This window comes from Actinoplanes awajinensis subsp. mycoplanecinus (assembly GCF_001509495.1).
In the GTDB taxonomy this organism is placed as follows: domain Bacteria; phylum Actinomycetota; class Actinomycetes; order Mycobacteriales; family Micromonosporaceae; genus Actinoplanes; species Actinoplanes palleronii.
The window spans coordinates 1-26,972 of record NZ_LLZH01000014.1 but is presented as its reverse complement, the minus strand read 5'-3'; the positions used below and the strand labels follow the sequence as shown (position 1 = coordinate 26,972).

19 protein-coding genes and 1 pseudogene are annotated in these 26,972 nt (G+C 72.0%); 8 read left to right on the top strand and 12 right to left on the bottom strand.

The window, feature by feature from the left end; translation table 11 throughout:
• Positions 1-4: 4 nt before the first annotated feature.
• The gene (locus tag ADL15_RS05075; RefSeq protein WP_067685425.1) at positions 5-517 is read right to left on the bottom strand and encodes a PaaI family thioesterase; all 513 of its coding nucleotides are present in this window, start codon (positions 515-517) and stop codon (positions 5-7) included.
• A gap of 232 nt (positions 518-749) precedes the next feature.
• On the opposite strand from ADL15_RS05075, the gene ADL15_RS05070 reads away from it, so the two are divergent.
• From ADL15_RS05070 to ADL15_RS05040, 7 genes are all read left to right on the top strand, one after another.
• On the top strand, positions 750-1,166 hold the full coding sequence (locus ADL15_RS05070) for a winged helix-turn-helix transcriptional regulator (protein WP_067685429.1): 417 nt from the start codon (positions 750-752) through the stop codon (positions 1,164-1,166).
• A gap of 10 nt (positions 1,167-1,176) precedes the next feature.
• Positions 1,177-2,787 (top strand): MFS transporter, encoded by a 1,611-nt coding sequence (locus tag ADL15_RS05065; protein WP_067685424.1) that lies wholly within the window; start codon positions 1,177-1,179, stop codon positions 2,785-2,787.
• A 69-nt stretch (positions 2,788-2,856) separates the two neighbouring features.
• On the top strand, positions 2,857-3,741 hold the full coding sequence (locus ADL15_RS05060) for a cyanophycinase (RefSeq protein WP_067685423.1): 885 nt from the start codon (positions 2,857-2,859) through the stop codon (positions 3,739-3,741).
• Positions 3,632-6,382, top strand: a complete 2,751-nt coding sequence (gene cphA, locus ADL15_RS05055) for a cyanophycin synthetase (protein ID WP_067685422.1) — start codon at positions 3,632-3,634, stop codon at positions 6,380-6,382. The genes ADL15_RS05060 and cphA overlap by 110 nt, the downstream gene beginning before the upstream one ends.
• Before the next feature lie 375 nt (positions 6,383-6,757).
• Positions 6,758-8,707: a serine/threonine-protein kinase gene (locus ADL15_RS05050; protein WP_083970921.1), complete on the top strand. Its 1,950-nt coding sequence runs from the start codon at positions 6,758-6,760 to the stop codon at positions 8,705-8,707.
• A gap of 391 nt (positions 8,708-9,098) precedes the next feature.
• Positions 9,099-9,350 (top strand): hypothetical protein, encoded by a 252-nt coding sequence (locus tag ADL15_RS05045; RefSeq protein ID WP_067685428.1) that lies wholly within the window; start codon positions 9,099-9,101, stop codon positions 9,348-9,350.
• 204 nt (positions 9,351-9,554) lie between these two features.
• Positions 9,555-10,457: a sigma-70 family RNA polymerase sigma factor gene (locus ADL15_RS05040; RefSeq protein ID WP_067685421.1), complete on the top strand. Its 903-nt coding sequence runs from the start codon at positions 9,555-9,557 to the stop codon at positions 10,455-10,457.
• Positions 10,458-10,531: 74 nt separating this feature from the next.
• Here the strand turns inward: ADL15_RS05040 and ADL15_RS05035 are convergent.
• The 8 genes and pseudogenes from ADL15_RS05035 to ADL15_RS52670 all read right to left on the bottom strand — a co-directional run bounded on the left by ADL15_RS05035 (position 10,532) and on the right by ADL15_RS52670 (position 17,567).
• Positions 10,532-11,983: pseudogene (locus tag ADL15_RS05035) on the bottom strand (NF041680 family putative transposase).
• A 313-nt stretch (positions 11,984-12,296) separates the two neighbouring features.
• Positions 12,297-13,136: an urease accessory protein UreD gene (locus ADL15_RS05030; RefSeq protein ID WP_067685420.1), complete on the bottom strand. Its 840-nt coding sequence runs from the start codon at positions 13,134-13,136 to the stop codon at positions 12,297-12,299.
• Complete coding sequence (gene ureG / locus ADL15_RS05025) at positions 13,133-13,834, bottom strand: urease accessory protein UreG (protein ID WP_067685419.1); 702 nt, start codon at positions 13,832-13,834, stop codon at positions 13,133-13,135. Before ureG ends, ADL15_RS05030 begins: the two co-directional genes overlap by 4 nt.
• Positions 13,824-14,471 carry an urease accessory protein UreF gene (locus ADL15_RS05020; protein ID WP_067685418.1) on the bottom strand — a complete coding sequence of 216 codons (648 nt, stop codon included), beginning with the start codon at positions 14,469-14,471 and terminating at the stop codon, positions 13,824-13,826. The genes ureG and ADL15_RS05020 overlap by 11 nt, the downstream gene beginning before the upstream one ends.
• The gene (locus ADL15_RS05015; protein WP_067685417.1) at positions 14,471-16,189 is read right to left on the bottom strand and encodes an urease subunit alpha; all 1,719 of its coding nucleotides are present in this window, start codon (positions 16,187-16,189) and stop codon (positions 14,471-14,473) included. Before ADL15_RS05015 ends, ADL15_RS05020 begins: the two co-directional genes overlap by 1 nt.
• Entirely contained in the window at positions 16,186-16,614 is a 429-nt protein-coding gene (locus ADL15_RS05010) for an urease subunit beta (RefSeq protein WP_232343903.1), read from the bottom strand. The genes ADL15_RS05015 and ADL15_RS05010 overlap by 4 nt, the downstream gene beginning before the upstream one ends.
• Positions 16,611-16,913: an urease subunit gamma gene (locus ADL15_RS05005; RefSeq protein WP_067685416.1), complete on the bottom strand. Its 303-nt coding sequence runs from the start codon at positions 16,911-16,913 to the stop codon at positions 16,611-16,613. The genes ADL15_RS05010 and ADL15_RS05005 overlap by 4 nt, the downstream gene beginning before the upstream one ends.
• A gap of 66 nt (positions 16,914-16,979) precedes the next feature.
• Entirely contained in the window at positions 16,980-17,567 is a 588-nt protein-coding gene (locus tag ADL15_RS52670; RefSeq protein ID WP_198170557.1) for a TetR/AcrR family transcriptional regulator, read from the bottom strand.
• Between the two features lie 44 nt (positions 17,568-17,611).
• On the opposite strand from ADL15_RS52670, the gene ADL15_RS04995 reads away from it, so the two are divergent.
• The gene (locus tag ADL15_RS04995; protein WP_198170555.1) at positions 17,612-20,779 is read left to right on the top strand and encodes a bifunctional cytochrome P450/NADPH--P450 reductase; all 3,168 of its coding nucleotides are present in this window, start codon (positions 17,612-17,614) and stop codon (positions 20,777-20,779) included.
• A 6-nt stretch (positions 20,780-20,785) separates the two neighbouring features.
• On the opposite strand, the gene ADL15_RS04990 is transcribed toward ADL15_RS04995, so the two are convergent.
• The 3 genes from ADL15_RS04990 to ADL15_RS56985 all read right to left on the bottom strand — a co-directional run bounded on the left by ADL15_RS04990 (position 20,786) and on the right by ADL15_RS56985 (position 26,816).
• Positions 20,786-22,090, bottom strand: coding sequence for a serine/threonine-protein kinase (locus ADL15_RS04990; RefSeq protein ID WP_067685414.1), 1,305 nt, complete (start codon positions 22,088-22,090; stop codon positions 20,786-20,788).
• 26 nt (positions 22,091-22,116) lie between these two features.
• Positions 22,117-24,264 (bottom strand): acyltransferase family protein, encoded by a 2,148-nt coding sequence (locus ADL15_RS04985; RefSeq protein ID WP_067685413.1) that lies wholly within the window; start codon positions 24,262-24,264, stop codon positions 22,117-22,119.
• Positions 24,265-24,752: 488 nt separating this feature from the next.
• Positions 24,753-26,816: a serine/threonine-protein kinase gene (locus ADL15_RS56985; protein ID WP_198170553.1), complete on the bottom strand. Its 2,064-nt coding sequence runs from the start codon at positions 26,814-26,816 to the stop codon at positions 24,753-24,755.
• Positions 26,817-26,972: the final 156 nt, after the last annotated feature.

The window sequence follows — 26,972 nt, the reverse complement described above, 5'->3', positions numbered from 1 at the left end:
GGTGTCAGGGGGTGGGGAGGTCGAGGATGAGGCAGGTGGAGGTGGCGTGGGCTACCAGGCGGCCCTTGGCGTCGGTGAGGCGGGCTTCGGCCAGGGCTGTGCGGCGGCCGCGCTGCAGGACGGCGCCGGTGCAGGTCAGCGTGCCCGAGTCGACGGTGACGGCGCGGAGGAACTTCACGTTCAGGTCCATGCTGGTGTAGCCGACACCTACCGGCAGGGTGGTCTGGACCGAGCAGGCGGCCGCGGTGTCCAGCAGGGTGGAGATGACGCCGCCGTGCACGGTGCCGATCGGGTTGTAGTGGAACTCCTGCGGGTCGAGCGTGATCGTGACGCTGCCGTCCTCGGCGTGCAGGCTGCTGCCGTCGATCAGCTGGAAGATCGGCGGGGGCGGGACCTCGCCGGCCGACATGGCACGGAGGAACTCCAGGCCGCTGAGCTCGGTGAGCAGCTTGACGTGCTCGGACGGGTCCGTCCAGGAGAACGTGCGGGTCCGGGCGGCGGCCTGAGTCTGTGTCATGGACGCAGGCTGGCACGGGCTTGCTGCGTCTGTCAACGAGACCTAGCCTCGACGCATGGTCGGACAGGTCACACCCGAGGAGTCATCGCCGAACGCCCCGACACTCCGGGCGGCACCGGCACCGGCACCGGCACCGGCACCGGCACCGTCGGCTGCGGCTGCGGCTGCGGCGACGCCGGCACCGCCGAGTGCGCTCGACTGGGCGGTGGACAACTGCACCATCAGCCGGGCGATGGCGATCCTCGGTGAGCGGTGGACGATGGTGGTGTTGCGGGAGGTGTTCACCGGAGTGCGGCGGTTCGACGACATGCGGGTGCGCACGAAGATTCCCCGGCAGGTGCTCGCCAACCGGCTGGCCGCGCTGGTCGAGCACGGGGTGCTGCGCCGCGACCCCTATCAGGAGCCGGGCGCCCGGGTGCGGCACGAGTACCGGCTGACCGCGAAGGGCTTCGACCTCTATCCGGTGCTGATCGCCCTGGCCGGGTGGGGGGACAAGCATCTGGCCGACCCGGAGGGGCCGCCGCTGGAGTTCGCGCACCGGGACTGCGGGGCCGCGCTGCACGTCGAGATCCACTGCGCGCAGGGGCATCCGGTGGGAGATCACCGCGACGTGCTGCCCCGCCCGGGCCCGGGCGCACACCGCCGCTAGATTCCTGGAAATGCCCGACGAGAAGCCGACCTCCGACGAGAGAACCGGGCCAGACGAGAGGTCGCCGCTACGGGACCCGGTGTTCCGGGCGCTCTGGATCGCCGTGCTGGCCGGCAACGTCGGCACCTGGATGCAGACCGTCGGCGCGCAGTGGCTCGTGGTCCACCAGCCCGACGCGGCCACCTGGGTCAGCCTGGTGCAGACCGCGACCATGCTCCCGGTGCTGCTCTTCGCGCTGCCGGCCGGTGCCCTGGCGGACACTCTCGACCGGCGTCGGCTGCTCATCGTCGTACAAATAGGGCTTTGTGCAATCGCAGCGGTCCTGGCCGTGCTGACGGCCCGGGATGACATCGGTCCGCGGGGTCTGCTGGTCTTCACGTTCCTGCTCGGGTGCGGTCAGGCGGTGACCCTGCCGTCCTGGCAGGCGGTGATCCCGGAACTGGTGTCGCACGACCAGCTGCCGTCGGCGTCGGCGCTCGGCGCGGTCAACACGAACCTGGCCCGGTCGGCGGGTCCGGCACTGGCCGGGCTGCTCGTCGCGCACTTCGGGTCGGCGGTGGTGTTCGGTCTCAACGCGCTGTCCTTCGCGGTCTTCGCGGTGGCGCTGCTGCGCTGGCGGCGGGCGCCGAACCCGCCGGCGCGCCATCCTGAGCACTTCGCCTCGGCGCTGCGGGCCGGCGGCCGCTACGTCCGCTGGTCGCCGGTGATCCGCCGGATTCTCGGGCGGGTGCTGCTGTTCGTGGTGCCGGGCAGTGTGGTCTGGGGCCTGCTGCCGCTGGTGGCCAGCCGGGAGCTGCGGATGGGCGCGGACGGCTACGGGCTGCTGCTGGCCGCGCTCGGTGCCGGCGCGATCGCCGGTGCGCTGCTGATGCCGCGGGCCCGCCGGCTGCTCCGGACCAACCAGATGATCGTCGCGGCGGGTGCCGTCTACGGGGTCGCGCTGCTGGTCACGGCGTTGGTGCCGAACCGGTTCGCGGTGGCGCCGGCGCTGGTCGGCGCGGGTCTGGCCTGGATGATGCTGGTGTCCCGGATGAACGCGGCGATGCAGCTCTTCCTGCCGAACTGGGTCCGGGCCCGGGCGCTGGCGATCTACCAGCTGGTCTTCGCCGGTGGGCAGGCGCTCGGCGCGGTCGCCTGGGGGCAATCGGTACAGGCCTTCGGCCTGCGGCAGACGTTCGGGGTCGCGGCGGTCCTGATGCTTGCGGGGACGGCGACGGTACGACTATGGCCGGTCCACACGCACGAGGACGAGGACCACAGTCCCGCGGTCTTCTGGGCCGAGCCGCACCTGATGCTGCAACCGCACCTGACCGACGGCCCGATCCTGGTCTCCGCGACGTACCGGGTGCCGCCCGCGAACGCCACCGCGTTCGCGGCCGCCATGCTCGGGTTGCGGGGCTCCCGGCAGCGCACCGGCGCCACCCAGTGGGGACTGTTCCGCGACGGCGCGGACCCGGGGCGGTTCGTCGAGGTCTACCTGGTGCCGACGTGGGAGGAGCACCTGCGCCAGCACGAGGGCCGGTTGACCGGCGACGACGAGCAGGCCGAGCAGCGCGCGACGGCGCTCGCCGAGGGTCCGCCGGAGGTCCGGCACCTGCTGCCGGCGGAGCATTCTGAATAGCCGGATGTTTCGGTTTTGTTCCGATTAATCTCAACAGTGGCCCGCGCGGGCCCCTGCTGAGGAGGCACGGTGGACGCCCGGCTGTTGATCATGGGAGGCGCCGCCGGACCGGAGCTGCTCGTCCGGTTCGTGGAGCTCGCCGGGGGTGCCGCCGCGCGGATCGTGGTGATCGCGACCGCCAGTGAACAGCCGGAGACCGCCGAGGCGCACTACGTCGACGCGTTCACCTCGCGGGGCGCCGGCCGGGTCCGCGCGCTGCGCCTGGCCACCCGCGCCGACGCGAACGCGCCCGCGGCCGCCACCGCGCTGCGGGACGCCACCGGGATCTTCTTCACCGGCGGTGACCAGGAACGGATCACCTCGGTGCTGGGTGGCACCGCCACCGACTCGCTGCTGCAGGAGCTGGTGGCGAGCGGCGCGGTGCTGCTCGGCGGGACCAGCGCGGGCGCGGCCATGATGTCGGCCACCATGATCGTCGGCGGGGACGGGCCGGGGGTGTCCGCGGCGAGCGTGCGGACCGGTCCCGGCCTGGAGTTCCTGCCCGGCGTGCTGATCGACCAGCACTTCGCCCAGCGTGGGCGGCTCAACCGGTTGCTCAGCGCGGTCGCCCGGTACCCGCACGAGCTCGGCCTGGGCATCGACGAGGACACCGCGATCCTCACCGACGGCGACCGGTTCGAGGTGCTCGGCAGCGGCGCGGTCACCGTCGTCGACGCCGGGGCGGCCTCCGACATCCGGGTACCGGGAACCGGGCCGATCGCCCTCGCCGGGGCGTTGATCCACGTGCTGCCGGCCGGGCACACCTTCCACCTGACCGGCCGCAAGCCGGGGATCGGGGACTCGCATGAAGATCGAGAGCCTGCGTCGCCTGCGCGGCCCCAACGTGTACCTGTCCCGGCCGGCGGTGGTGGCCCGGCTCCGGCTGGAGGAGCTGACCGGCCGGGAGACGTCTGACGTCACCGGGTTCACCGAGCGGCTGCTGCGGGCGCTGCCCGGGCTGGCCGAGCACCACTGCGCGGCGGGCGCGGCGGGTGGGTTCGTCAGCCGGCTGCGCGGCGGTACGTACTTCGGGCACGTCACCGAGCACGTCTGCCTGGAGCTGTCCCAGCTGATCGGCCGGGACGTGAGCTTCGGCCGTACCGTGTCGACCGGCGAACCCGGCAGCTACGACGTGATCCTGGAGTGCCCGGTCGACGAGTCCCCGGAGTCCCGGGTGCCGGGCGAGTTGCTGGAAGCCGCGGTCGACCTGGTCCTGGCCACCCACGCCGGGCAGACCGGCGGCACACCGGCGGCCCGGCTCGAGGAGCTGGCCGCGTTCGCCGAGCGGGAGGCGACCGGGCCGAGCACCCGGGCGATCATCGCGGCCGCCCGCCGCCGGGGCATCCCGGTCGAACGGTTCGACGACCTCAGCCTGGTCCGGCTGGGCTGGGGCACCCGGCGGCGGATGGCCTGGGCCGCGATGACTGACCGGACCAGCGGGGTGGGCATCGACATCGCCGGCGACAAGCACGTCACCCGGCGGCTGCTCGGCGAGGCCGGCATCCCGGTGGCGGCCGGTGGCGCGGCCGGCTCGCCGGGGGAGGCGGTACGACTGCTGCGCGACCTGGGCGGCCCGGTGGTGGTGAAACCCCGGCACGGCAGCCAGGGCCGGCACGTGGCGCTCGGCCTGACCACGCCCGGCGAGGTCGAACGGGCCTGCCGGGACGCGGGCGGCGACGTGGTGGTGGAACGGCAGCTGGACGGCCGGGACTACCGGGTGCTGATGGTGGCCGGCGAGATGGTGGCCGCCGCCGAGCGGATCGCCGCGCACGTGGTCGGCGACGGCCGGTCCACCCTGGCCGAGCTGGTCGGGCTGACCAACGCCGACCCGCGCCGCGGTGTCGGGCACTCCCGGGTGCTGACCCGGCTGACCCTGGACGCGGAGGCCCTGCGGCTGGCCGGCCGGGAGCCCGCCGACGTGCCGGCCGACGGCGAGACGGTCTGGCTGCGCGAGGGCGCCAACCTGTCGACCGGCGGGACCAGCCGGGACGTCACCGATCGGGTGCACCCGGACGTCACCCGGCTGTGCCAGCGGGTCGCCGCCCTGGTCGGGCTGGACATCGCCGGGATCGACCTGCGGCTGCCGGACATCGCCGCGCCGCTGCCACCGACCGGTGAGGACGAGCCGACGGCCGGCGTGATCGAGGTGAACGCGGTGCCCGGGCTGCGGATGCACCTGGCCCCGGTCCGCGGCCGGGCCCGGGACGTGGGCGACGCGATCGTCCGGGCGATGTTCCCGGGCGGCTCCGACGGGCGGATCCCGACCGTCGCGGTGACCGGCACCAACGGCAAGACCACGGTGACCCGGCTGGCCGCGCACCTGCTCGGCGGCAACGGCCGTACGGTCGGCACGACCACCACCGACGGCGTGTTCGTGGACGGCCGGGCGATCCACCTGGCCGACGCCACCGGCCCGCGCTCGGCGCAGCAGGTGCTCGGTGACCCGCAGGTCGAGGTGGCGGTGCTGGAGACGGCGCGCGGCGGGCTGCTGCGGCGCGGGCTCGGCTACGACTGGTCGGACGTCGGAGTGATCACCAACATCACCGCCGACCACCTGGGCCAGGACGGGCTCGACGCGATCGAGGACCTGGCGCACGTCAAGGCGGTGGTCGCCGAACGGGTCCGGGACGGCGGCACGCTCGTGCTGAACGTCGACGACCCGTGGGTGCGCAGCCTGCCCGGCCGGCCCCGGGTACGCGCCGACCGCAAACGCCTGGTGTGGTTCGGGCTGGACCCGGCCAACCCGGTGCTCACCGAGCACCTGGGCCGGGGCGGTACGGCGTACGTCCTGCAGGACGGCTGGCTGGTGCAGGCCACCGGCGCCCGCCGGACGCCGCTGCTGCGGTCGGCGGAGGTGCCCGGGGCGTACGGCGGCGCCGCCCCGCACGCCGTCGCCAACGCCCTGGCGGCGATCGCCGCGGCCCGGGCCCTGGGCGCGCGGACGGAGACGGTGGCCGCCCGGCTCGGCGAGTTCGAGCCGGCCGTGGACAACCCGGGCCGGGGCACCCTGCTGCGACTCGGCGACGTCTCGATCTTCCTGGACTACGCGCACAACCCGGCCGCGCTCGCCACCACGCTGCGCACCCTGCACCGGCTCTGGGGCACGGACCGCTGCGTGGCCGCCGTGACGCTGCCCGGCGACCGCCGTGACGACCTGCTGGCCGCCTCGGCGCAGATCCTGGCGGACGGGTTGACCCGGGCGGTGCTCTACGACGACGGCGACACCCGGGGGCGTGCCCCGGGGGAGGTGTCCACCCTGGTGGAACGCGAGATGCGGTCACGTCGGCCGCTGATCCGGGCGGCCCGTGCGGAGGGCTTCCGGGACGCGGTGACCACCGGGCTGGGCCTGACCGCGCCGGGCGAGGTGCTGCTGGTGATCTATGAGAAGTGGGCGCCGATGCGGGCGTTCCTCGAGGAGCTGGGCGCGGTTCCGGCGGGCACGCACCCGGTGCTGCCGAGCACCCCGGCGGTGCGGGCGATGCCGCAGGTCGGGCGAGATCTCACCGGGAGTGCTCCGATGGTGTCAAAGAGTGTGACAGATCATGGACATTCTTGATCTCTCTGCGTAGTGATCGGATGACCCATCGTGCATTTATCCACGTTGGAGTGACCAGGTAGTTGAAACCGCAAGTTCCGACGAAGCGGGCAATCCCCGGGCGCGGCCGTGGCGCTCCGTGATCGCGTGATCGCGGAAAGCGCATTCCTGTCCGTTCGGGTACCTGCACGCGTCGTTCGACCGATCCCACTGACGGTGATGAAACCCTGGTAGACCGCCTCATCCTGGCTCGAACTGATGACCGATAGGGACTAACATCCTCGCCGTCGATGGGGGATGCTCGGAGTCCGATGGTGGGGGCACGACTCGCCCGGCGTCGGGCGGCATGGCGGTGCGGCCCGGGGTCTTCTTCTTCAAGCGCGCATGTGGGGGCACATGAGCACGACGGACCTGCCCGGTTCGGGTCTGCTCGCCGGTCGGTATCGACTGGTCGAGCGTCTCGGGGCCGGCGGGATGTCAGTGGTGTGGCGAGGGTTCGACGAAGTGCTGGGGCGTCAGGTCGCGGTCAAGGTCCTGCCCCCGTCCACCAGTGCCGATCCCTCGTTCCGGCGGCGGTTGCGCGCGGAGGCCCAGGCCGCCGCGCGGCTGAGTCACCCGCACATCACCAATGTGTACGACTACGGCGAGGCCACCACGGTCGACGGCGAGCCCGTGCCGTACGTCGTGATGGAGCTCGTCGACGGCGAGTCCCTGGCCGCGGTGCTGGCCCGGGTCCGCACCCTGCCGTGGAACACCGCGGTGCGGATCAGTGCCGACGTGGCGGCCGCCCTGGCCGCGGCACACGCCCGTGGCATCGTGCACCGCGACGTCACCCCGGCCAACGTCATGCTGACCGGCTCCGGCGCCAAGGTGGTCGACTTCGGCATCTCCGCCCTGATCGGGGAGAACGACACCGACCCGGACGGCAGTCTGCTCGGCACGCCGGCCTATCTCGCGCCCGAGCGGCTGGAGGGTGGCCAGGTCAGCCCGGCCACCGACGTCTACGCGGTCGGCCTGCTGATCTACCGCATGCTGATCGGCCAGCTCCCGTGGGACGTGGGCACCACGACGGCCCTGCTGCGCGCCCACCAGTACACCGAGCCGGAGCCGTTGCCGCCGGTCGAGGGCATGCCGCCCGAGGTGGACGCGCTGATCGGCCGCTGCCTGGAGAAGCGCCCGTCCGACCGTCCGCCCACCGCCGAGGTGGCGCACCTGCTGGCCGGGATCGCCGCGGGTGTCCCGGCCGCCGCGGTCAGCGGTTTCCGGGGCGACTGGGAGGACGGTGGCGAGGACACCACGATCCTCCCGTCCGGCTATCCGTACATGGGGATGGGTCAGGCCCCGGCTGCCGAGGCCGTGGTGCCCGCGCCAGCGCCGTCCCGGCCGGTGGCGCCCGCGCTGCGTCCGGGCGCCGGTGCCCCGCCGTCCGCCCCGGTCGACGGCAGCCGCCCGCCCCGTGGCCCGAAACAGGTCCGGCCCCGGCGCGCCCTGGTGGTGGCCGGCACGGTCGCCGCGCTCAGCCTGCTGACGTACGGGTGGAGCCTGACGGCCGGCCCGGAGAAGAGCGACGACAAGGCCTCCGCGGTGCCCGGTCCCACCCTGGTCCCGGCGGCCGGCAACTGCATCGTGAGCTACGCGGTCTGGTCGCAGACCGGCAACCGGTTCAAGGCCCAGGTGACCCTGGCCAACCGGGGTGACAAGGCGGTCGACGACTGGAAGCTCTGGTTCCTGATGCCCGGCGACCAGGTGCTCTCCAGCAAGATCAAGACAGCCGCGAGCCACCTGAACCAGGAGAATCGTGCGGTCACGGTCACCTCGGTGGCCGCCCTCCAGCCGCAGGCCAACACGACTCTGGAGATCACCGGGCGGTACGCCAAGAGCAACGCCGCCCCGATGCTCTTCCAGCTCAACGGCCTGAACTGCGAGGCGTTCGTCTCCAACGAGCCGGGTGCGCCGTCCCGGCCGGTCGAGCGGCTGTCGGACGGCACGGTCCGGCTCGGCACGCCGGCCGTGGAGACCACGCCGCAGCCCGGCATCTCGGTCGACCCGGACGGCATCGTGCACATCACGCCGACCACGACCAGCGCCACGCCGAGCCGCACCAGCACGAGCGGCCCGACCACCGGTGCGAGCAGCGCGGCGCCGAGCGGCGGCACCAGCAGCAGCGCCAGCGCCAGCCCGTCGCCCAGCCCGTCGCAGTCGACGATCCCGCCGTCGGTGCCGGTGCAGGACCCGGTGATCGACCCGCCCACCTCCGATCCCACGATCGCGGTGCCGACCGGTGCGCCGGGCCCGGGGACGGGCGACGACGACTGCGACGCCGCGGTGGACTGTCCGGCCGGCTGACGCCTCTCGCCGGCTTTTCCCTGCCCGTGCGGGGGAAAGCCGGCCAGCCCCGGGATAACCGGGCACTCCGTGGGTATGACCAGGAGTGGCCATCTGGTGACAGGTTGGTTGCGGAACGGCCACCGGGGACAAAAAGCAGACGTCAGACCGGTGCCCGCCGCGTTACGGTTCAGAGGGAAACGACAGGCGCTCTGCTTCTTTCCGCCCGGGTTCAGCACGGTGTCCCGCACCGATCGACTACTGCCCGGATCGCGGTACTTTCGCACGGCGTGGCTGCCGACCGGCAGGACTCCCGCAGGGATGATGGGCGATGACCGTCACGGCCTCGTCCACATCGACGCGGGTGTCCGCCGGGAACAACAAGCAGGTCGTCGCAACGGGGAGTTCGACAATGATCAGCACTGTGAAGGATCTGGCTGCCGAGGCGCTGTTCGTCTCGTGCCTGCAGCCTTCCGAGGACCCCAACCGGGCCACCGTGGAGGAGGCGATCACCACGATGATCCTCCGGCACGGCAGTGACGGGTGCGCCGCCGGCGTGGCCACCGAGTTCGGTGACCATCCGGACGTGGCGGTCCGCCGGATGCGCTGGGTGCAGGCGGAGCTCGCCGAGGTCGTGATGCTGCGGGCGCCGGCTATGCGCTGACGTTCCGGCCCATTCCCTCGGCACATCCGCCTCGGTTCCTGTTCACTGGTTCACCAGGCCGCGAGCTCAGCTCGCGGCCTGAGGTTTTTCATGAAAAAACTCCACAAATACAACCGAGTTCGGGCCCCACTGCACCCGACGGCGCTCAGTGTTCTTCTCGTCAGCCGGCTTCATCAGCCGGTTCGTACGAGCGAGGAGGACTACGTGACCGCCACGACCCAACTCCCCGCCGCCATCGGCATCACCCATGACGCGCCCTCTGCGCGCGACATCGAGGACCTGATCCGCGAGAACATGCCGATGGTTGGCCATCTGGTCCGGGAACTGCTCAACCGGGTGCCCGGCCATGTCCACTCAGATGACCTGTCGTCGGCCGGCTTCGCGGCGTTGCTCGGAGCGGCTCGCTCCTTCGACGTGTCCCGCGGGATTCCGTTCCACCGCTTCGCCGCCGTGCGGATCCGCGGCGCCCTGCTGGACGAACTCCGCGGTCAGGACTGGGCCAGCCGATCGGTGCGGGCCAGGGCACGGCGTGCGGCCACCGCCCGCCAGGAACTCACCGCCGCCCTCGGGCGTACCCCCAGCGACGCCGAGGTGGCCGAGATGCTCGGCATCGGGGTGTCCGAGCTGGCCAGCGTGGAGGACGACGTGCAGAAGGCGTCGTTGCTGAGTCTGCAGGGTTTCCCGACCGGGGCGGCCGAGGAGATGGTGCCGGAACTGTCCGAGGGGCCGGAGGACCTGCTGCTCAAGCGCGAGCGGCTGGGATACCTGCATCAGGCGATCCAGGCGCTGCCCGAGCGGCTGCGTCAGGTGGTGGAGGAGTCGTTTCTGCAGGAACAGCCGCTCAGCGAGGTGGCCGCCCGGCTCGGCGTGACCGAGTCGCGGATCTCCCAGCTGCGTACCGAGGCGCTGCGCCTGCTGCGGGAGGGACTGAACAGCTCGCTCGCACCGGAACTGCTGACGGTGGCGGCGGGTGGCCCGCGCACCCGTAAGGGCTGCCTGCAACGCCGTCGCACCGAGTACTTCGCGAAGGTGCAGCAGCAGGGCAATCTGCACACCCGGCTCGCGCTGACCGACGCCCATGGCGTACCGATCGCGGTAGCCGCATAGACCACAGGGGCAGGGGGAGACGAAGCGGAGGGCGGCCATCGGCCGCCCTCCGCCGGTTTCATGTCCGAGACCGATCAGCTTCCGGTCAACCCTTTCCGGTACGGATACGGAGCTTGTGTTTTAACCTTTGCTGGTTTTTGTGGTACTGGATTGTGGTTTGCCGGGGTCGTGATGGGGTGTGGGTTGCCGGTTGCGGGAGCCGGGTGGCCGGCCGGGGCCGGGTCGGGTGTTTTTTGGTACGCGGGCGGGTTGAGGCAGTTTCGTGCGTAGGTACCGAAAACCGCGGCGGACCCGGTTCGGGGTTAAGTGGCTGGTGGGGGTGATCGGGCGTTCCCAGGGTCGGCGCAGGTCGGTGCTGTGGTGGCGGGCTAGGCGTAGTTGGGTGTAGGCGGCGATGATCAGCCAGGTCCAGCGGTCGGCGGCGGCGGGGTCGCGGAGTCGTGGTGTGGTCCAGCCCAGGGTTTGCTTGCAGAACCGGAACCAGTGTTCGATGTCGAAGCGGCGTAGGTAGGCCTGCCAGCAGCGGTCGACGGCGGTGGCGTCCGGGGTGGGCTCCGATGTCCACAGCCACAGTGGTTTCGGGTACCGGTCGGTGTGGAGCCGGATGACGGTGCCGTCGATGACGGGTAGTGGCCCGTCGTGGTGGGTCCAGCCGTCGCGGTGGGTCAGTCGTTGGTGCATCCGGTGCCAGGCGGTGGCGGTCGCGGTGCCGTAGCGACGGGTTGTGGTGGCGGTCGTCTGGTCGGGTCGTGGCCCGGTGGCGGGCTGGGTGAGGTCGAGGCGGGTGCCGTGGCGGGCGGGTCTGCCGCGCAGGCCGGTCGAGGGTGGCGGGGTCGCGCGGTAGACCCGGTCGCTGCGGACCCGGCCGGCGACCACGAGGGGCAGGTCGGCGAGGAGCCAGGCCAGCCGGGTCAGGTCGTAGCCGGCGTCGCAGAGCACCATGATCGGCGGGTCGCCGGGCTGCCACTGTCCGGTGTCGCGTAACCGGTCGATGGTGGCGCGGACCTGCGCGCCGGTGACCGCGGTGACATCGTCACCGGGGACCAGCCGGACCGCGTCCAGGACCGCGACCCAGCTGCTGCGGCCGGGTTCGACCGCGACCAGGATCGAGTACGGCCAGCCCGGGATGGCCTGACCGGTGTTTCGGCTACGTCCCCGGACCCAGCAGAACGCGCGTTGTGCGGCGCTGCCGGCGTCAGGGCGTAGCCACGGGCTGACATCGACGGCGAGGACGAGCCGGCCACCGTCGTGCCGGGGCACTCCACCGCGGTCAGGGCCCGCTGCAGCCGGTCCACCACGATCCGGCCGGCGTTGACCGCGTCGTACAGGGCGCCGTGCCCGCGGCGATGTTCCGCGGTCAGGGACAATCCGACCAGGCTCGTGACCGGCCCGTCAGCGCATAACAGGGCGTCGGTCAGCTCGAACAACGCGTCCGTACGTGCGGTCAGGCAGTCGTAGAAGACGCGCCTGAACGCGGCCAGGTCCCCGGCGGCCACGGCTGGTCGTGGGTCGTGCACACTGATCACCGGACAGCCCTCTGGTATTGATGATCTTCCCTAGACAAGAAGATGATCTACCAAGGGCTGTCCTTGCATCACGCCGGGCACCACACCACCCACGGGTTAAAACACAAGCGGAGCGCACGTCCGCAGGCTACGAGCCACGTCCCGCCCGTGAGGCGACCGCGACGTGGCTGCCCACCCCGGACCGCAGCGCGCCCCGGGTTCCCCGGCTGGCGCTGAGGGGTGTCTCAAGGCGGTCGAGGCACCCCTCAGCGCCAGCCGGGATCCGGCGAGGCGCGATGTGGTCCGGGGCGGCAGCGGCCTCGCGGGGTGACGGTCAGACCGGTAGCGGTGCGGGGTGCAGGCAGAGCGGGTCGAGGGCGGCGCGGACCGTGCGGATGTCCGCGCCGACCGCGGTGGCCAGCCAGCCCGGCCCGGCGAGCGGCATGATCGCGGCGTGCGCGCCGGTCACCCGGCTGCCACGGGCGCCGATCGAGCTGCCCGCCCGGCTCCCGGACCCGCCCGTGGTGCCGGTGGTGGCGAAGGTGGCCAGATCCCGGCCGGCCGCGGTGAACGCGGCGAGGTCGGTACCGGCGGCGACCACCGTGCCGGTGGCGCGGCCCTCGCCGAGGACCGCCGGGCCGTCCCAGCCGGACGCGCGCGGTCCGACGGCGAGTTCGTGGCGGTACAGGGCTTTCCCCGCGTACGAGATGAGGGTGTCGGCGACGAAGTCCCCGGAGCCTTCGCCGTGCCGGCCGCCGACCAGGTCGTCGCGCCACAACAGTGACCCACCGGCCTCGACCGCGACCCGGGTGATCGCGATGTGGTCGCAGCCGGAGGCGGCGATCAGCGGTTCCGGCAGCCACCGCAGGGTGCCGCCGGCCGCGACCGTCGCGGTGATCGTCAGCCGGGAGGCCGGTGCCGGACGGCCGGGCAGGGCGAGCTGGGCCGCGACGCTGAGCAGTTCCAGCGAGGCGCCCGGGCCGACCTCGATGTCGAGCCGGAGTTCATCGCCGCGCAACGGCCCGGCGGCCCCGCCGACGACGTGCACCGTGACGCCGCCGGATCGCCGCGGCCCGGTCCGCCGGAGCAGCAGCGGCGACTGTCCGCGGAGCACCACGAGCCGCGTCCCGCCGATCCCGTCCGTCTCGGCGACCACCCGCGCCTCAGCTTTCACCGCACTGCGATGAGGCCGCGGATCCACTCGGCGACCGGGGTGGCCGCCTTGTCCTGGGCCAGCGACAGGAACACCGTGGGCAGGTCGTGGCGGCGGGCCTTCGCGTCCCGGTCCATCACCGACAGGTCCGCGCCGACCATCGGCGCCAGATCGGTCTTGTTGATCACCAGGAGGTCGGCCGTGGTCACACCCGGGCCGCCCTTGCGGGGAACCTTGTCGCCGCCGGACACGTCGACCACGAAGATCTGCTGGTCGATCAGGCCCTTGCTGAACGTCGCGGTCAGGTTGTCCCCGCCGCTCTCCACGAGCACCAGGTCGAGCGGCCCGAGCGACGACTCCAGGTCCTCGACCGCGTCCAGGTTCGCCGAGATGTCGTCGCGGATCGCGGTGTGCGGGCAGCACCCGGTCTCCACCGCGCGGATCCGTTCGGCCGGCAGCACCCCGTTGCGCAGCAGGAAGTCGGCGTCCTCGGTGGTGTAGATGTCGTTGGTGACGACGGCCAGCTCCAGCTCCTCGCCGAGCGCCCGGCACAGCGCCGCGACCAGCGCGGTCTTGCCGGAGCCGACCGGTCCGCCGATGCCGATCCGCAGGGCCCGCGGCGCGCCGTCCGAGGCGAGCGGGGCGTGCGGGTCGACACCCGGCTCGGGGTGCGTGTGCGGAACCTCATCGGGACCGTGTTCGTGCAGTTCAGGATGCAAAGAGACGCACCTCCCAGGTGGCGTGATGCTCGGCGCCGATGTCGAGCAGGGGGGCGCCCGCCGACGGCAAGTCGTCGACCGGGTCGCCGGAACGGGCCGCGGCGGTCGCCGCGACCCGGTCACAAACAGGTGCGAGCCGCGCCAGGAGCGCGTGCACCGCGTACGGATCAAGTCCCAGCAACCGGACCGCCGCACTGGCCGGACCGGTGATCGTGCCGTGCGCCGCCGCCACCGCCACCTGTCCGGGCGTCAGCCCGGCAGCAGCCGCCAGCGCACCCAGCGCCACCGGCTGGTGCGGTTCCCGCCCGATGTCGGCGACCGCCCACATCGCCCGGCCGGCCCGCAGCAACGCCCGCCCTTGCGCCCGCGACGCCTTCCGCAACGCCGGCGACGGCGTCCGCGCATCCAGCCCGTCGTCCAGCGCGGCGCACCGAGTCACGTCCCCGCAGGCCGCCGCCGCAAAAGCCGCGGACACCAGCCCGCTCGTGGCGAGCTTTCCTTGCAGGAACCCACCCAGCGACGCGACGTCATGGACCCGCCCGGCCGAGACCTGCGCCTCCAACCCGGCCGAGTGCGCATGCCCGCCGGACGGCAGACGCCCGTCAGCAAGCAGCAACAACGTCGCCAGACCGGCCATCAGAAGAGGAAGTACCGCTGAGCCATCGGCAGCGAGGTGACGGGATCCGGCTCCACGACCTCCCCGTCGATCCGCACCTCGAACGTGTCCGCCTTGACCTCGATCCGGGGCAGCGCGGCGTTCAGCGGCATGTCCGCCTTGCCCACCGACCGGGTGTCCCCGACCGGCACGAGCGCCCGCTTCACCCCGATCCGATCGCCGAGCAGCGCGTCGATCGCGGCCGGCGCCACGAACGCGAGCGAGGTCTGCGAGGGCACCACGCCGTACGACCCGAACATCGGCCGCGGCAGCATCGGCTGCGGCGTCGGGATGGACGCGTTGGCGTCACCCATCTGCGCGTACGCGATCATCCCGCCCTTGATCACGAGTGCCGGGCGGACCCCGAAGAACGCCGGGTCCCACAGCACCAGGTCGGCGAGCTTGCCCGGTTCGACCGAGCCCACCTGCTCGGCCATCCCGTGCGCCACGGCGGGGCAGATCGTGTACTTGGCGACGTACCGTTTGGCCCGGTTGTTGTCGGCCGGCCCGTCACCGGGCAGCGAGCCCCGGCGGTCCTTCATGACGTGCGCGGTCTGCCAGGTCCGCAGGATGACCTCGCCGACCCGCCCCATCGCCTGCGAGTCCGAGCCGATCATCGAGATCGCCCCGAGGTCGTGCAGCAGGTCCTCGGCCGCCATGGTGGACGGCCGGATCCGGCTCTCGGCGAACGCCAGGTCCTCCGGCACCGCCGAGTTCAGGTGGTGGCAGACCATCAGCATGTCGAGGTGCTCGGCCAGGGTGTTGCGGGTGTACGGCCGGGTCGGGTTCGTCGACGACGGCAGCACGTGCGGGAGCGACGCCACCGTGATGATGTCCGGTGCGTGCCCGCCGCCGGCGCCCTCGGTGTGGTACGCGTGGATGGACCGCCCGCCGATCGCCCGGATCGTCTCCTCGACGAACCCGGCCTCGTTCAGCGTGTCGGTGTGGATCGCGGCCTGCACCCCCGACGCGTCACACACCGTGAGGCAGGCGTCGATCGCGGCCGGGGTGGTGCCCCAGTCCTCGTGCAGCTTGAAGCCGCCGGCGCCGCCGCGCAGCTGCTCCCACATCGACTCCTCGGACATCGTGTTGCCCTTGCCGAGCAGCAGCACGTTGATCGGGAAGGTGTCCAGCGCCTCGAGCATCCGGGCCAGGTGCCAGGCGTTCGGGGTGACGGTGGTGGCCTTGGTGCCCTCGGCCGGGCCGGTGCCACCACCGATGATCGTGGTGATGCCGGACGCGATCGCGGTGTCCAGGATGGTCGGGCTGATCAGGTGCACGTGACTGTCGATCGCACCGGCCGTCAGGATCTTGCCGTTGCCCGCGATGATCTCGGTGCTCGCGCCGATCACCAGGCCCGGGTGCACGCCGTCCATGGTGTCCGGGTTGCCGGCCTTGCCGATCGCGACGATCCGGCCGTCGCGGATACCGACGTCGGCCTTGACGATGCCCCAGTGGTCGAGCACGACGACCCCGGTGATCACGGTGTCCGGGGTGCCCTCGGCGCGGGTGGCGCGGGACTGGCCCATCGACTCGCGGATCACCTTGCCGCCGCCGAAGACCACCTCGTCGCCGGGGTGCGGCCCGGCGCTGCGGTCCTCTTCGATCTCGATCAGCAGGTTGGTGTCGGCGAGCCGGATCCGGTCGCCGGCGGTCGGCCCGTAGAGAGCCGCGTACCGGCTCCGGTCCAATGAGGTCATCGGGGGCTCCCGTTGGTGCTGGCGTAGCCCTCGCCGGTGTCCTCGTCGAGGGAGCCGGCCGGTTCGATGTCGGCCGAGTCGGGGTCGCTCGCGGGCGACGTCGTGTCCAGCGCGCCGCCGGCCAGGCCGCGCAGGCCCGGCACCACCCGGTTGCCGACCAGCGGGACCAGCACGATGTCGCGGGGCATACCCGGTTCGAACCGGACCGAGGTGCCGGCCGGGATGCCGAGCCGGTGGCCCCAGGCCGCGGTGCGGTCGAAGTCCAGGGCCGCGTTCGACTCGGCGAAGTGGAAGTGCGAGCCGACCTGCACGGGCCGGTCGCCGGTGTTGCGCACGGTGAGCTCCAGGACCGTCCGCCCGGTGTTGATCTCGATCTCGCCGTCGCCGAGGAGAACCTCGCCCGGGATCACCGCGTCGGTGCTCATGAGATCGGCCCGTGCACGGTGACCAGCTTGGTGCCGTCCGGGAACGTCGCCTCGACCTGCACCTCGACGATCATCTCCGGGACGCCGGGCATGACGTCGTCGCGGGTCAGCACACGCCGGCCGGCGTCCATCAGCTCCACCACGGTCCGCCCGTCGCGGGCGCCCTCCAGGAGGAACGCCGTGATGATCGCGATCGCCTCCGGATGGTTGAGCTTGAGGCCGCGGTCGCGCCGTTTCTGGGCGACATCGGCCGCCACGTGAATGAGCAGACGTTCCTGCTCATGTTGGCTGAGGAACAAAGCACCTCCCTGGTCGCGCCCCGAGATGTTTGCATTTGGAAGTTTCCGACGTGTAACCCTTATTGATCAAATCATGTCGGTCCTGCTCACGCGGGTTGCAATGCCGTTAATCAGCAGGTCGACGGCGAGTGCGAAACCGGCGTCGTCGGCCGCGTCGGCGCCGATCAGCCGGCGCATCGTCCCGTTGACCTCGGTCAGCAGCAGCCCGCCCACGAGCACCGTCAGCACCGCGCCGGTCTGCTCCACCTCGGCCTCCGGCAGGCCCGCGGTGCGCAGCACGTCGCAGAGCGCCTGCCACATCGGACCGCGCCGCTGGATGAAGTCGTCGCCGGCGAAGGCGTGCCGCATCAGGTGCGGATGGGCGAGGCTGAGCGCGCGGAACGCGTACGCGAGCTGGCGGAGCTGGTCCGGCCAGCGGCCCGGGCCGACCGCGATGTCCCGCGCCCCGTCGGTGACCAGCCGGGTGATCCCGTTCACCACGGCTGCCTTGTTCGCCACATGGTGATAGAGCGACATCGGGTTCACGCCGAGCTCGGCGGCGAGCTTTCGCATGCTCAGCCCGTCGATGCCGTGGGCGTCGACGATCCGTAACGCGGTACGGAGGATGGCGTCCTTTGTTAAACGTGGATCAACCGACTTTGCGCTCCCCGCCATACGCCGTACGGTACCCGCCATACACCGTATGGCTGAGGAGCCTAGTGGAAAAGAACGCGATCATCCCCACCCCTCGCGGGCTGCCCATCGTCGGCAACGGATTGCAGATTCCGGTGGAGGGGACGCACCAGTTCTTCACCGACCTCGCCGCCGAGCACCCGGGCGGCCTCTTCAAGCTCAACATGGCCGGCCGGCACGTCGTGCTGGTCTATGACCCCGACCTGGTCGCCGAGGTGTGTGACGAGTCCCGGTTCTACAAGCCGATCGACCCGCCGCTCGCGCACGTCCGGGACTTCGCCGGCGACGGCCTGTTCACCGCCCGCGGCGAGGAGGAGGTCTGGGGCCAGGCGCACCGGATCCTGCTGCCGGCGTTCAGCCAGCGGTCGATGAAGGCGTACTTCCCGCAGATGCTGGAGGTGGCCGAGGACCTGGTGGCGGCGTGGTCGTCGCGGTCGGACGTGGACGTCACCGACGACATGACCCGGCTGACCCTGGACACCATCGCGCTGGCCGGTTTCGGACAGCGGTTCAAGTCGTTCTCGCGGGTATCGCTGCATCCCTTCCTGCAGGCCATGGGGAATGCGCTGACCGAGGCGATGGACCGGACGCGGCAGCTTCCGTTCGTCACCGGGTTGAAGAAGCGCGCCGACGCTGCTTACAAATCCGACATTTCCGTTATGCAGGAAACAGTGGACGAGGTGATTCGCGCACGCCGTCTAAAAAGCGACACATCCAACGACCTGCTCGGGCTGATGCTCGACGCCGCCGACCCGGTCACCGGCGGGCGGCTCTCCGACGAGAACATCCGCAATCAGGTGCTCACCTTCCTGATCGCCGGGCACGAGACCACCAGCGGCACACTCTCCTTCGCGCTGCACCACCTGATGCGCAACCCGCACGTGCTGGCGCAGGCCTATGCCGAGGTGGACCGGATGCTGCCCGGCGACACGGCGGCCACCTACGAGACGATCATGAAGCTCGACGTGATCCCGCGGATCCTCGACGAGACGCTCCGGCTGCACTCGCCGATCACCGCGATCGGCCTGGCCGCGACGACGGCGACCACGCTCGGCGGGCGGTATCCGATCGCGGCGGACCAGAAGGTCGCGGTGCTGATGAAGCCGCTGCACACGCACCCGTCGGCATGGTCGGATCCGGACACGTTCGACATCGACAGGTGGCTGCCGGCGGCCAAGACGGGCCACCACCCGCACGCGTACAAGCCGTTCGGCAACGGCGAGCGGGCCTGCATCGGCCGGCAGTTCGCGCTCACCGAGGCCCGCCTCGCGCTCGCGCTGATCCTGCAGCGCTTCGCGATCTCCGACCCGGCCGGTCACCGGCTCACCATCAAGCAGACCCTGACGATCAAGCCGCAGGACTTCCGGCTGCGGGTCCGCGCCCGGCAGGACCACGAGAGGCTCGCCTCGGTCCCGGTCGCCGCCTCGGCGCCGGCCACGATGCCGGTCCAGGTCCAGGCGTCAGGGGTACGGATGAGAGTCGCCTACGGTTCCAACCTGGGTACGTCGGAGGACCTCGCCCAGCAGCTCGCCGACCGGGCCCGGCGCTCCGGTTTCGCGGTGACCGTGCAGACCCTCGACGAGCTCGCCGCCGACCTGCCGGGCGAGGGCCTGCTCACCGTGGTGACGTCGAGCTACAACGGCCGGGCGCCGGACAACGCCCGGCTCTTCGACGAGCTGGAGATCCCGGCCGGCGCGCTGGACGGGGTGACGTTCGCGGTGCTCGGCAACGGCAACACGCAGTGGGCCACGTACCAGGCGTTCCCCAAGCGGGTCGAGGCGAAGCTGGCCGCGGCCGGGGCGTCGCCGGTGGTCGGGCGGGGCGAGACGGATGCCGCCGGTGACTTCGACGGGATGGCCACCGCCTGGTCGGAGCGGCTGTGGACGGCGCTCGCGCTCGCCTACGGCGCGACGTCCGCGGCGGCGACCGGCCCGCGGTACACCGTGGAGGTGCTCGGCGAGGACCAGGTGCGGCCGGCCGTGGTGTCCGGCAGCGCGTACCCGCTCATGGTGGAGGCGATCCGGGAGCTGGTCGGCGACGCGGACGGGCTGTGGGACTTCGGCCGGGAGGCGCCCCGGGCGGGCGTCAAGGCGATCACCGTGCGGCTGCCGGAGGGTACGACGTACGAGGCCGGCGACCACCTCGCGGTCTACGCCAAGAACGATCCGGAGCTCGTCGACTGGGCCCTGCACACGCTGCGCGTCTCCCACGACATGGTGATCCGTCTCGGACAGGACGGCGACCGGCGTACCGGGCTGCCGATCGGCGTGCCGGTCACCGCCGGGCTGCTGCTGACCGACTTCGTCGAGTTGCAGGAGCCGGCCACCCGCAGCCAGCTCGGCGCGCTCGCCGAGCACACCCGCTGCCCGTGGACCACCGGTCAGCTGGCCGGGTGGACGGCGGACACCGCCGAGGCGGGCGAGGCGTACACGAACGAGATCCTGGCCAAGCGGGTGTCGATCCTCGCCCTGCTGGAGCGGTTCCCGGCGATCGAGCTGCCGTTCGCGGTCTTCCTGGAACTGGTCGGGACGATCCGGCCGCGGTTCTACTCGATCTCGTCGTCGCCGCGGGTCGACCCGTCCGCGGTGACCATCACGGTCGGCCTGGTCGACGGGCCGTCCCGGGCCGGGTCCGGGCGCTACCGCGGGATGTGCTCGCGGTACCTGGGCGGGCTGACCGAGGGCGACGTCTTCTACGGGCACGTGCGGGTGCCCGCGCCGCCGTTCCGCCCGCCGGCCGACCCGGCCACCCCGATGATCCTGATCGGTCCGGGGACCGGGTTCGCGCCGCTGCGCGGGTTCCTCCAGGAGCGCGCGCTGCTGGACACCCGGGGACCCTCGAAGATCTTCTACGGGTGCCGGCACCCCGACCACGACTGGCTCTACCGCGAGGAGATGGAGCAGTGGGCGGCCGACGGTGTCGCCGACCTGCACCTGGCGTTCTCCGCGGTGACCGGGCATCCGCACCGGTACGTCCAGGAGGCCCTGTCCGCGGCCGCCGACCAGGTGTGGGAGCTGCTCGAGGCGGGCGCGCACGTGTACCTGTGCGGGGACGGCGCGCGGATGGCGCCGGCCGTCCGGGGTGAGCTGGCCGCGATCTACCGGGGCCGGACCGGCGGGACCGCGGAGCAGGCCGACGTGTGGCTGCGGTCCCTCGAGGCCGCGGGGCGGTACCAGCAGGACGTCTTCGCCTGACGTTTTTCAGGGGGCGGCTTCAGGGACGGCTTCAGGGGCGGCCGACGGGTCGTCGCCGGCCGGCTCCGAGCCGCCGCCGGGGCCGCCGCTGCCGCCCGGGTCGGGGCTGTCGTCCGGGCTGCTCGAGGGGGACGGGCCGGCGCTGGTGCTGGTGCTCGCCGAGGCGCTCGGGCGGGTGCTGGTGCGGCGCGGGGGCCCGGGATTGGCGGGTGGCGGATCCTTTTCGGTCGTACGAGAAAGGGATCTTGATGGTTGTGGGGTGGGGCTCGGTGTGGCGGAGACGCTCGGTGCGGTGGGGGAGACCGACGGGACCGGGGCCGGGGACTCCGGGAACCATCCGAACGGATCGGTGACCGCGGCGACGGCGGCGGCACCGGAGACCGCGGCGAGCACCACGGCCAGCAGCGGTGTCCAGAGCCTGGGCTTTTCCGGTCTTTCCGGTTCGGGCGGCGGAGTGATCGAGACGGTCTCGCTCTCGGTGGCCAGCAGCCGGAGGTCACCGCCGGCCGCGGCCGTGGCGGCCTCGGCCATCGCGGCCGCCGACGGGTGCCGATCGGCCGGATCCTTGGCCAGCGCGCGGTGCACGAGCGCGCGGACCCGGGCCGGCACGTCACCGGGCAGCGGCGCGGGCGCCTCGGTGACGTGCCGCAACGCGATGGAGACCGCGTCGTCGCCGGCGAAGGGCGGCCCGCCGGTCAGGCAGTGGTAGGCGACCGCGCCCAGCGCGTAGAGATCGGCGGCCGGACCGACGGTGGCCTTGGCGACCTGCTCCGGCGCCATGTAACAGGCCGTGCCGATCACGTTGCTCGCCCCGGTCAGCGTCACTGAGAGTGCCGAGCGGGCCACCCCGAAATCGACGAGGACCACGTTGCCGTCCGGCTCGATGATCAGGTTGCCGGGGGTGACGTCGCGGTGCACGATGCCCGCCCGGTGCACCGCCTGCAGCGCCCGGGCGACGAGCGTGACCAGCGCCATCGTCTCGGCGCCGGAGAGCCGGCCGCGCTGGGTGATCCGCTGGTCCAGGGGATGCCCGTCGATCCGGGCCATCACCAGGTAGGCGCCCTCGTCGGTGCTGCCGTAGTCGAAGACGGTAGCCACCCCGGGATGGCGCAGCGTGGCCATCGCCCGGGCCTCGTGCTCGAAGCGCCGCTGGAAACTCGGCTCGGCGGCCCGCTCGACCCGCAGCGTCTTCACCGCGACCGGGCGGCCGAGCACGGTGTCGGTCGCCCGCCACACCTCGCCCATCCCTCCGGCCGCGATGCGATCGTCCAGCCGGTATCGCCCGTTCAGCGACTCGCCAGGCTGGGGCATAGGCCCCAGCCTATGTGTTTCCCGTCCTATTTCACGACCGGCAGTCGTGCTTCCAGGACCGGGGCCAGCATGGCCGCGTACTTGGTGGTGATGTGGCTGTTGTCCCGCCACATCAGCAGGTTGCCGACCACCGCCGGGCAGACGTCGGTGCAGAACCAGTTCCGGCTCGGGATCACCGTGACGCCCAGCTTGCGGGCGGTCTGCGAGACGAGCGCCTGCCGGGCCGGGAACGGCATCGCCTCGGCGACCGGGCGGGCGCACCGCGACGCGTGCTGCGAGTTCGCCGCGAGGCACTCCGGGGCGTCCTCGTCCGGCCACGGGGTGTCCTCGATCATGACCAGCTTGGTGCCCTTGCTGTAGATCGCCCGGAAGGTGTCCGCCCAGCCCTTGGCCCACAGCGCGTCGGCCTCGGCCGGGCCGCCCCTGTCGATCCGGGCGCCCTTGGCGTCGAGCAGGCCACCGTTGTCCCAGCCGTTCGAGGACAGCACCACCATGGCCGGTTTGGCCTGCTTGATCTCGGCCATTACGGCCGTGCGCCACGCGACGCACTCGGTGTAGGCGCGCTTGAACGTGCCCGAGTAGTTGTTGACGCTGGCAGCCTGACAAGCACTTTTGGTACGGACGACGAGCTTCCAGCCGCGCTCGACCGCGATCGCCTGCATCGCCGGGTACCAATGCGCGGCGTGCGAGTCGCCGAACAGGTAGACCGCCTTGGTGCCGGCCGGGTCGCCGAAGACGCACTCGCCCGGGTGGACGGTCTCCTCGTACTGCAGGTGGCAGTTCGTGGCGTAGTAGGACGGCAGGTCCTTGCGCGCCTTCTGCACCTTCGGGGTGATGTTGGCGGGCAGCTCGCCCAGGCTCGCCGACGCCGCGATGATCTTCTGCAGCTCGGCCTCCGGGTCGGTGGCCGCCGCGACCGCCTGCGCGGTGTCCACGGCCGGCGCACCCTTGGCCAGCGCCGGCGGGTGCCCCGAGGCGACGTACGCGAACCCGGCGGCGCCGACCGAGAGCACCAGGCCGACGGCGATCCCGCGCACCGCGGACTTCTTCACCCAGGCCTGGTTGCGCCCCGGGTTTTCCACCAGGTGGTACGACCCGACCGCGACCACCAGGGCCACCGCGGCCAGGATCAGGTTCAGCCCCACCGTCGGCTCCCGGTCCAGCAGGAACGGGGCGATCATCAGGATCGGCCAGTGCCACAGATACCAGCTGTACGAGTACCGGCCGATCTGCTGGAGCGGCCAGATGCCCAGCACGGTGGCCACGCCACCCCGCGGGGCCGCGCACCCACCGGCGATGATCGCCGCGGCGCCGAGTACCGGCAGGGCCGCGGCGGTGCCCGGGAACGGCGTGCTCTCGTCGTAGAGGAACGCGCTGCTCAGGACGGCGGCCAGGCCGGCCCAGGTGAGCACGGCGGCGAAGCCCCGGTGCAGCCCGGCGAGGCGGGTCGCGCCGACCGCCACCAGGGCGCCGATGCCCAGCTCCCAGGCTCGGGTGTGTGCGCCGAAGTAGGCGTACGGGGCGGACGACTCGGTGATCTGGACGCTCGCGTACAGCGAGACCGCGATCACCGCGACCAGGGTGATCAGGATCGGCTTGGTGGTCTTCTTGAACACCAGCGCGAAGATCATCAGGAGCAGCGGCCAGACCAGGTAGAACTGCTCCTCCACCGCGAGCGACCAGAAGTGCTGCAGCGGGGAGGGCGCGGCGTCGGCGTTGAGGTACTGGACGCCCTCGTAGGCGAGCCGCCAGTTGATCCCGTAGAACGTCGCGTAGAGCGCGTCCAGGGAGATCGACTTGAATCGGGTGGCCGGCAGCCACATCCACGCGGCCGCGACGGTGACCAGCAGCACCAGCGTGGACGCCGGCAGCAGGCGGGTGGCCCGGCGGGCGTAGAACTTGGCCAGCGAGACGGTGCCGCTGCGCTTGAGCTCGCCGAGCAGCAACGTCGTGATCAGGAAGCCGGAGATCACGAAGAAGACGTCGACGCCGACGTAGCCTCCGGCCAGTCCGGACAGGCCGGCGTGCGACAGCACGACCAGGGTGACCGCGATGGCCCGCATACCCTCGATGTCCGCCCGGAACTTGAGGTTCGGGCGAGGCGTCTCGGCGGGCTTACCGACCGTGTTCTCCGGTCGGTTTGCTTCGGTATGGATGTCGTAGGTGACCGACATGTCCTGCCCTGCTGGAGTTGGGGCCGCGCGGGACCGGTGGGGGGTCGAGCGATGGTACCCATCAATTCACAGTCGCGGCACAGCCGGTTCATGGTCATTTCATGACCCGGGCGGCTGATGGCGATACCGCGGGCTGATGCTTTGTGGATGCTTGTAGGGGTTAACCCCGCATAGGCGGATTCATCACGCCTCATTGGTAAATGCGTTTCGAGGTGTGCCGGGGTGTGCGGTCGATGTGGCATCGTTTGCACAGGTCAGGTTGGTGGTGGCGTACGCGGCCCGGGATCGGACAGGTGTCCTTCGATCGAGTAGGCCCTTCACCCGAAGGCCGTAGCCCTGTCACCGAGCGCGACATTGCAGCTTGAGATCAATCCCGGTCGGGACGGCCGGGGTTCGGCGCGCATACGGGGCCGCTTCTTGTCGGCCGGGTCGTGTTGCCCGGCTCGTGTGCGCTGTTCGCTTCTTGCTGGCCGGCTCGGTGCGAGGTGTCAGTTGTCGCTGCCGGTGTTGCCCGGGTCGCTGTTGTCCTCGTTGCCGCCGCTGGTCCCGCTGTCCCCGCTGTCGCTGGAGGTCTGGGTTTGGGTCGGGGCGGCGGTGGTCGGCTGCTCGGCCGGGGTGGTGGTCGCCGGGTCGGTGGGCTCCTCGGACTCGGTTTCCGTCCCGGTGGGTTGCACCGAGGGGGCCGGGTTCGCCGGGTTGCTGCTCGGGGCGGTGCTGGTGCGGGACGAGGTCTGCGGCTTCGTGGTCTGCCCGCCGCCCGACTTCTTGCGCGTGGCAGCCGGCTCCGGGCTGGTGGAGAGACTCGGGGCGCCGACGCCGGGTGTGGTGCCCACGGCGGGCTCCTTGCCGAAGATCCCAAACGGGTCGGCGAGGACCACGGTGGTCCCCAAGCCGACCAGGACCAGCACAGCGGCGGCGATCGCGAGCAGAAGCCGATTCCGCCGATCAGCGAGCTCACCCACGCCACCGATCCCGGCGGCTGCGGCCGCGCGGTTCCCGGAACCTCCTGCCGGTCCGCTTCCTGCCGTTCCGCTTCCAGCCGGGCTGCTTCCAGCCAGGCCGCTTCCAGCCGGGCGGGGTGCGCCGTTTGTTCCTATCGTTCCCTTAGTCCCGTTTGTGGCGGCCTGGCCGGGTGCTGCGGCCGTGCCGCCCTGCCCGCTCAGGCTGGCTGTTCCGCCCTGCCCGCTCGGGCCGGCTGTTCCGCCTGGGTCGCCCGTTCCGGCCAGGCCGGTCGCCTCATTCGCGCCTAGTCGGTTTTGTCCGGCGGCAAGGCCACCGACCGCGGCCGCTCCGGGGATGACCCCGGGCGCTGCCGCTCCGGCCTGTCCGGCCTGTCCGGCCTGTCCGGTCTGTCCGGTCTGTCCGGCAAGTGTGCCGTCCCATTGCCCGCCGACCATGGTGTTGCCGTCCTGCGCGGGACCCACCGGCAGATCGTCGGCAAACCGCGGCGCACCCACCATGGCCCGCCCCGCTGCGGCCCCGGCAGCCACAGCCTGCGTAACAGCCCGCGAGTCAACTGATCCAGTCCCGCCCGGCCTCGTCGCGCCGCCGTCTGCCGCATCACTGCCTGCCCCGCGGATGCCACCGGCCGCTGGGCCGCCGCCTGCTGCAGCGCCGGTGCCTGCCGTGCCGATTCCGCTGGTTGCGGCGTTGAGGCCGGGCGGTGTGGGGCTGTTCGCCGGGTCGCTGGTGCTGGCGGCTGTCTCGGCGGCGATGGCGGCGGCTTCGGCGTCGTCGTCGAGGTTCGCGGCCTGTTCGGCGGCGGTGGCCATCGCCGCGGCGGAGGAGAAGCGGTCGGCCGGGTCCTTCGCCAGGGCGATGCCGACCAGGTCTCGGACTGCGCGCGGCAACTCCTGGGGCAGCGGCGGCGGCTCGTCGGTGACGTGCTGCAGGGCGACCGCCAGCGGGTTGTCGCCGAGGAACGGCGGCTGCCCGGTCAGGCAGTGATAGGCCAGCGCCCCGAGCGCGTAGATGTCCGCAGCCGGACCGGTGACCTGCTTCGAGACCTGCTCGGGCGCGATGTAGAGCGCCGTGCCGACCACCTCGCGCGCCCCGGTCAGGGTGACGGAGTTGGCCGACCGGGCCACTCCGAAGTCGACCAGGACCACGGTTCCGTCCGGCTCGATGATCAGGTTCCCGGGCTTCACGTCGCGGTGCACGATCCCCGCGTCGTGGGCGGCCTGCAGTGCCCGCCCGGCCTGGGCCACGATCGACATCGTCTCGGCGACCGTCAGCTGCCAGCGGTCGGCGAGGATCCGGTTCAGCGGCTGCCCGTCGACCCGTGCCATCACCAGGTAGGCGCCGTCCTCGGTGTCCCCGAAGTCGTACACCGCCACGACGCCCGGGTTCCGGAGCGAGGCCATCGTCTGCGCCTCGTGCCGGAACCGGCTCAGGAACCCGGGATCGGTGCCGCGTCCGCCCAGCAACGTCTTCACCGCGACGGAACGGCCCAGCACGGTGTCGGTAGAGGCCCACACTTCGCCCATACCGCCCGCCGCGATGCGGTCATCCAGGCGATACCGTCCGCCTAGTAGCTCTCCGGGGTAAGGCATGAGTCTTCCTCTACCCAGGAGCGTCACCGACTATCCCGCATCACCCCCAGACATCGACGGCAGCCACTCGCCGCCGCGCCCTGGCCCGGCCTGCCCCGGCCCGGGCTTGCCCGCCCTGCCCTGGCCCGGCCTGCCCCGGCCCGGGCTTGCCCGCCC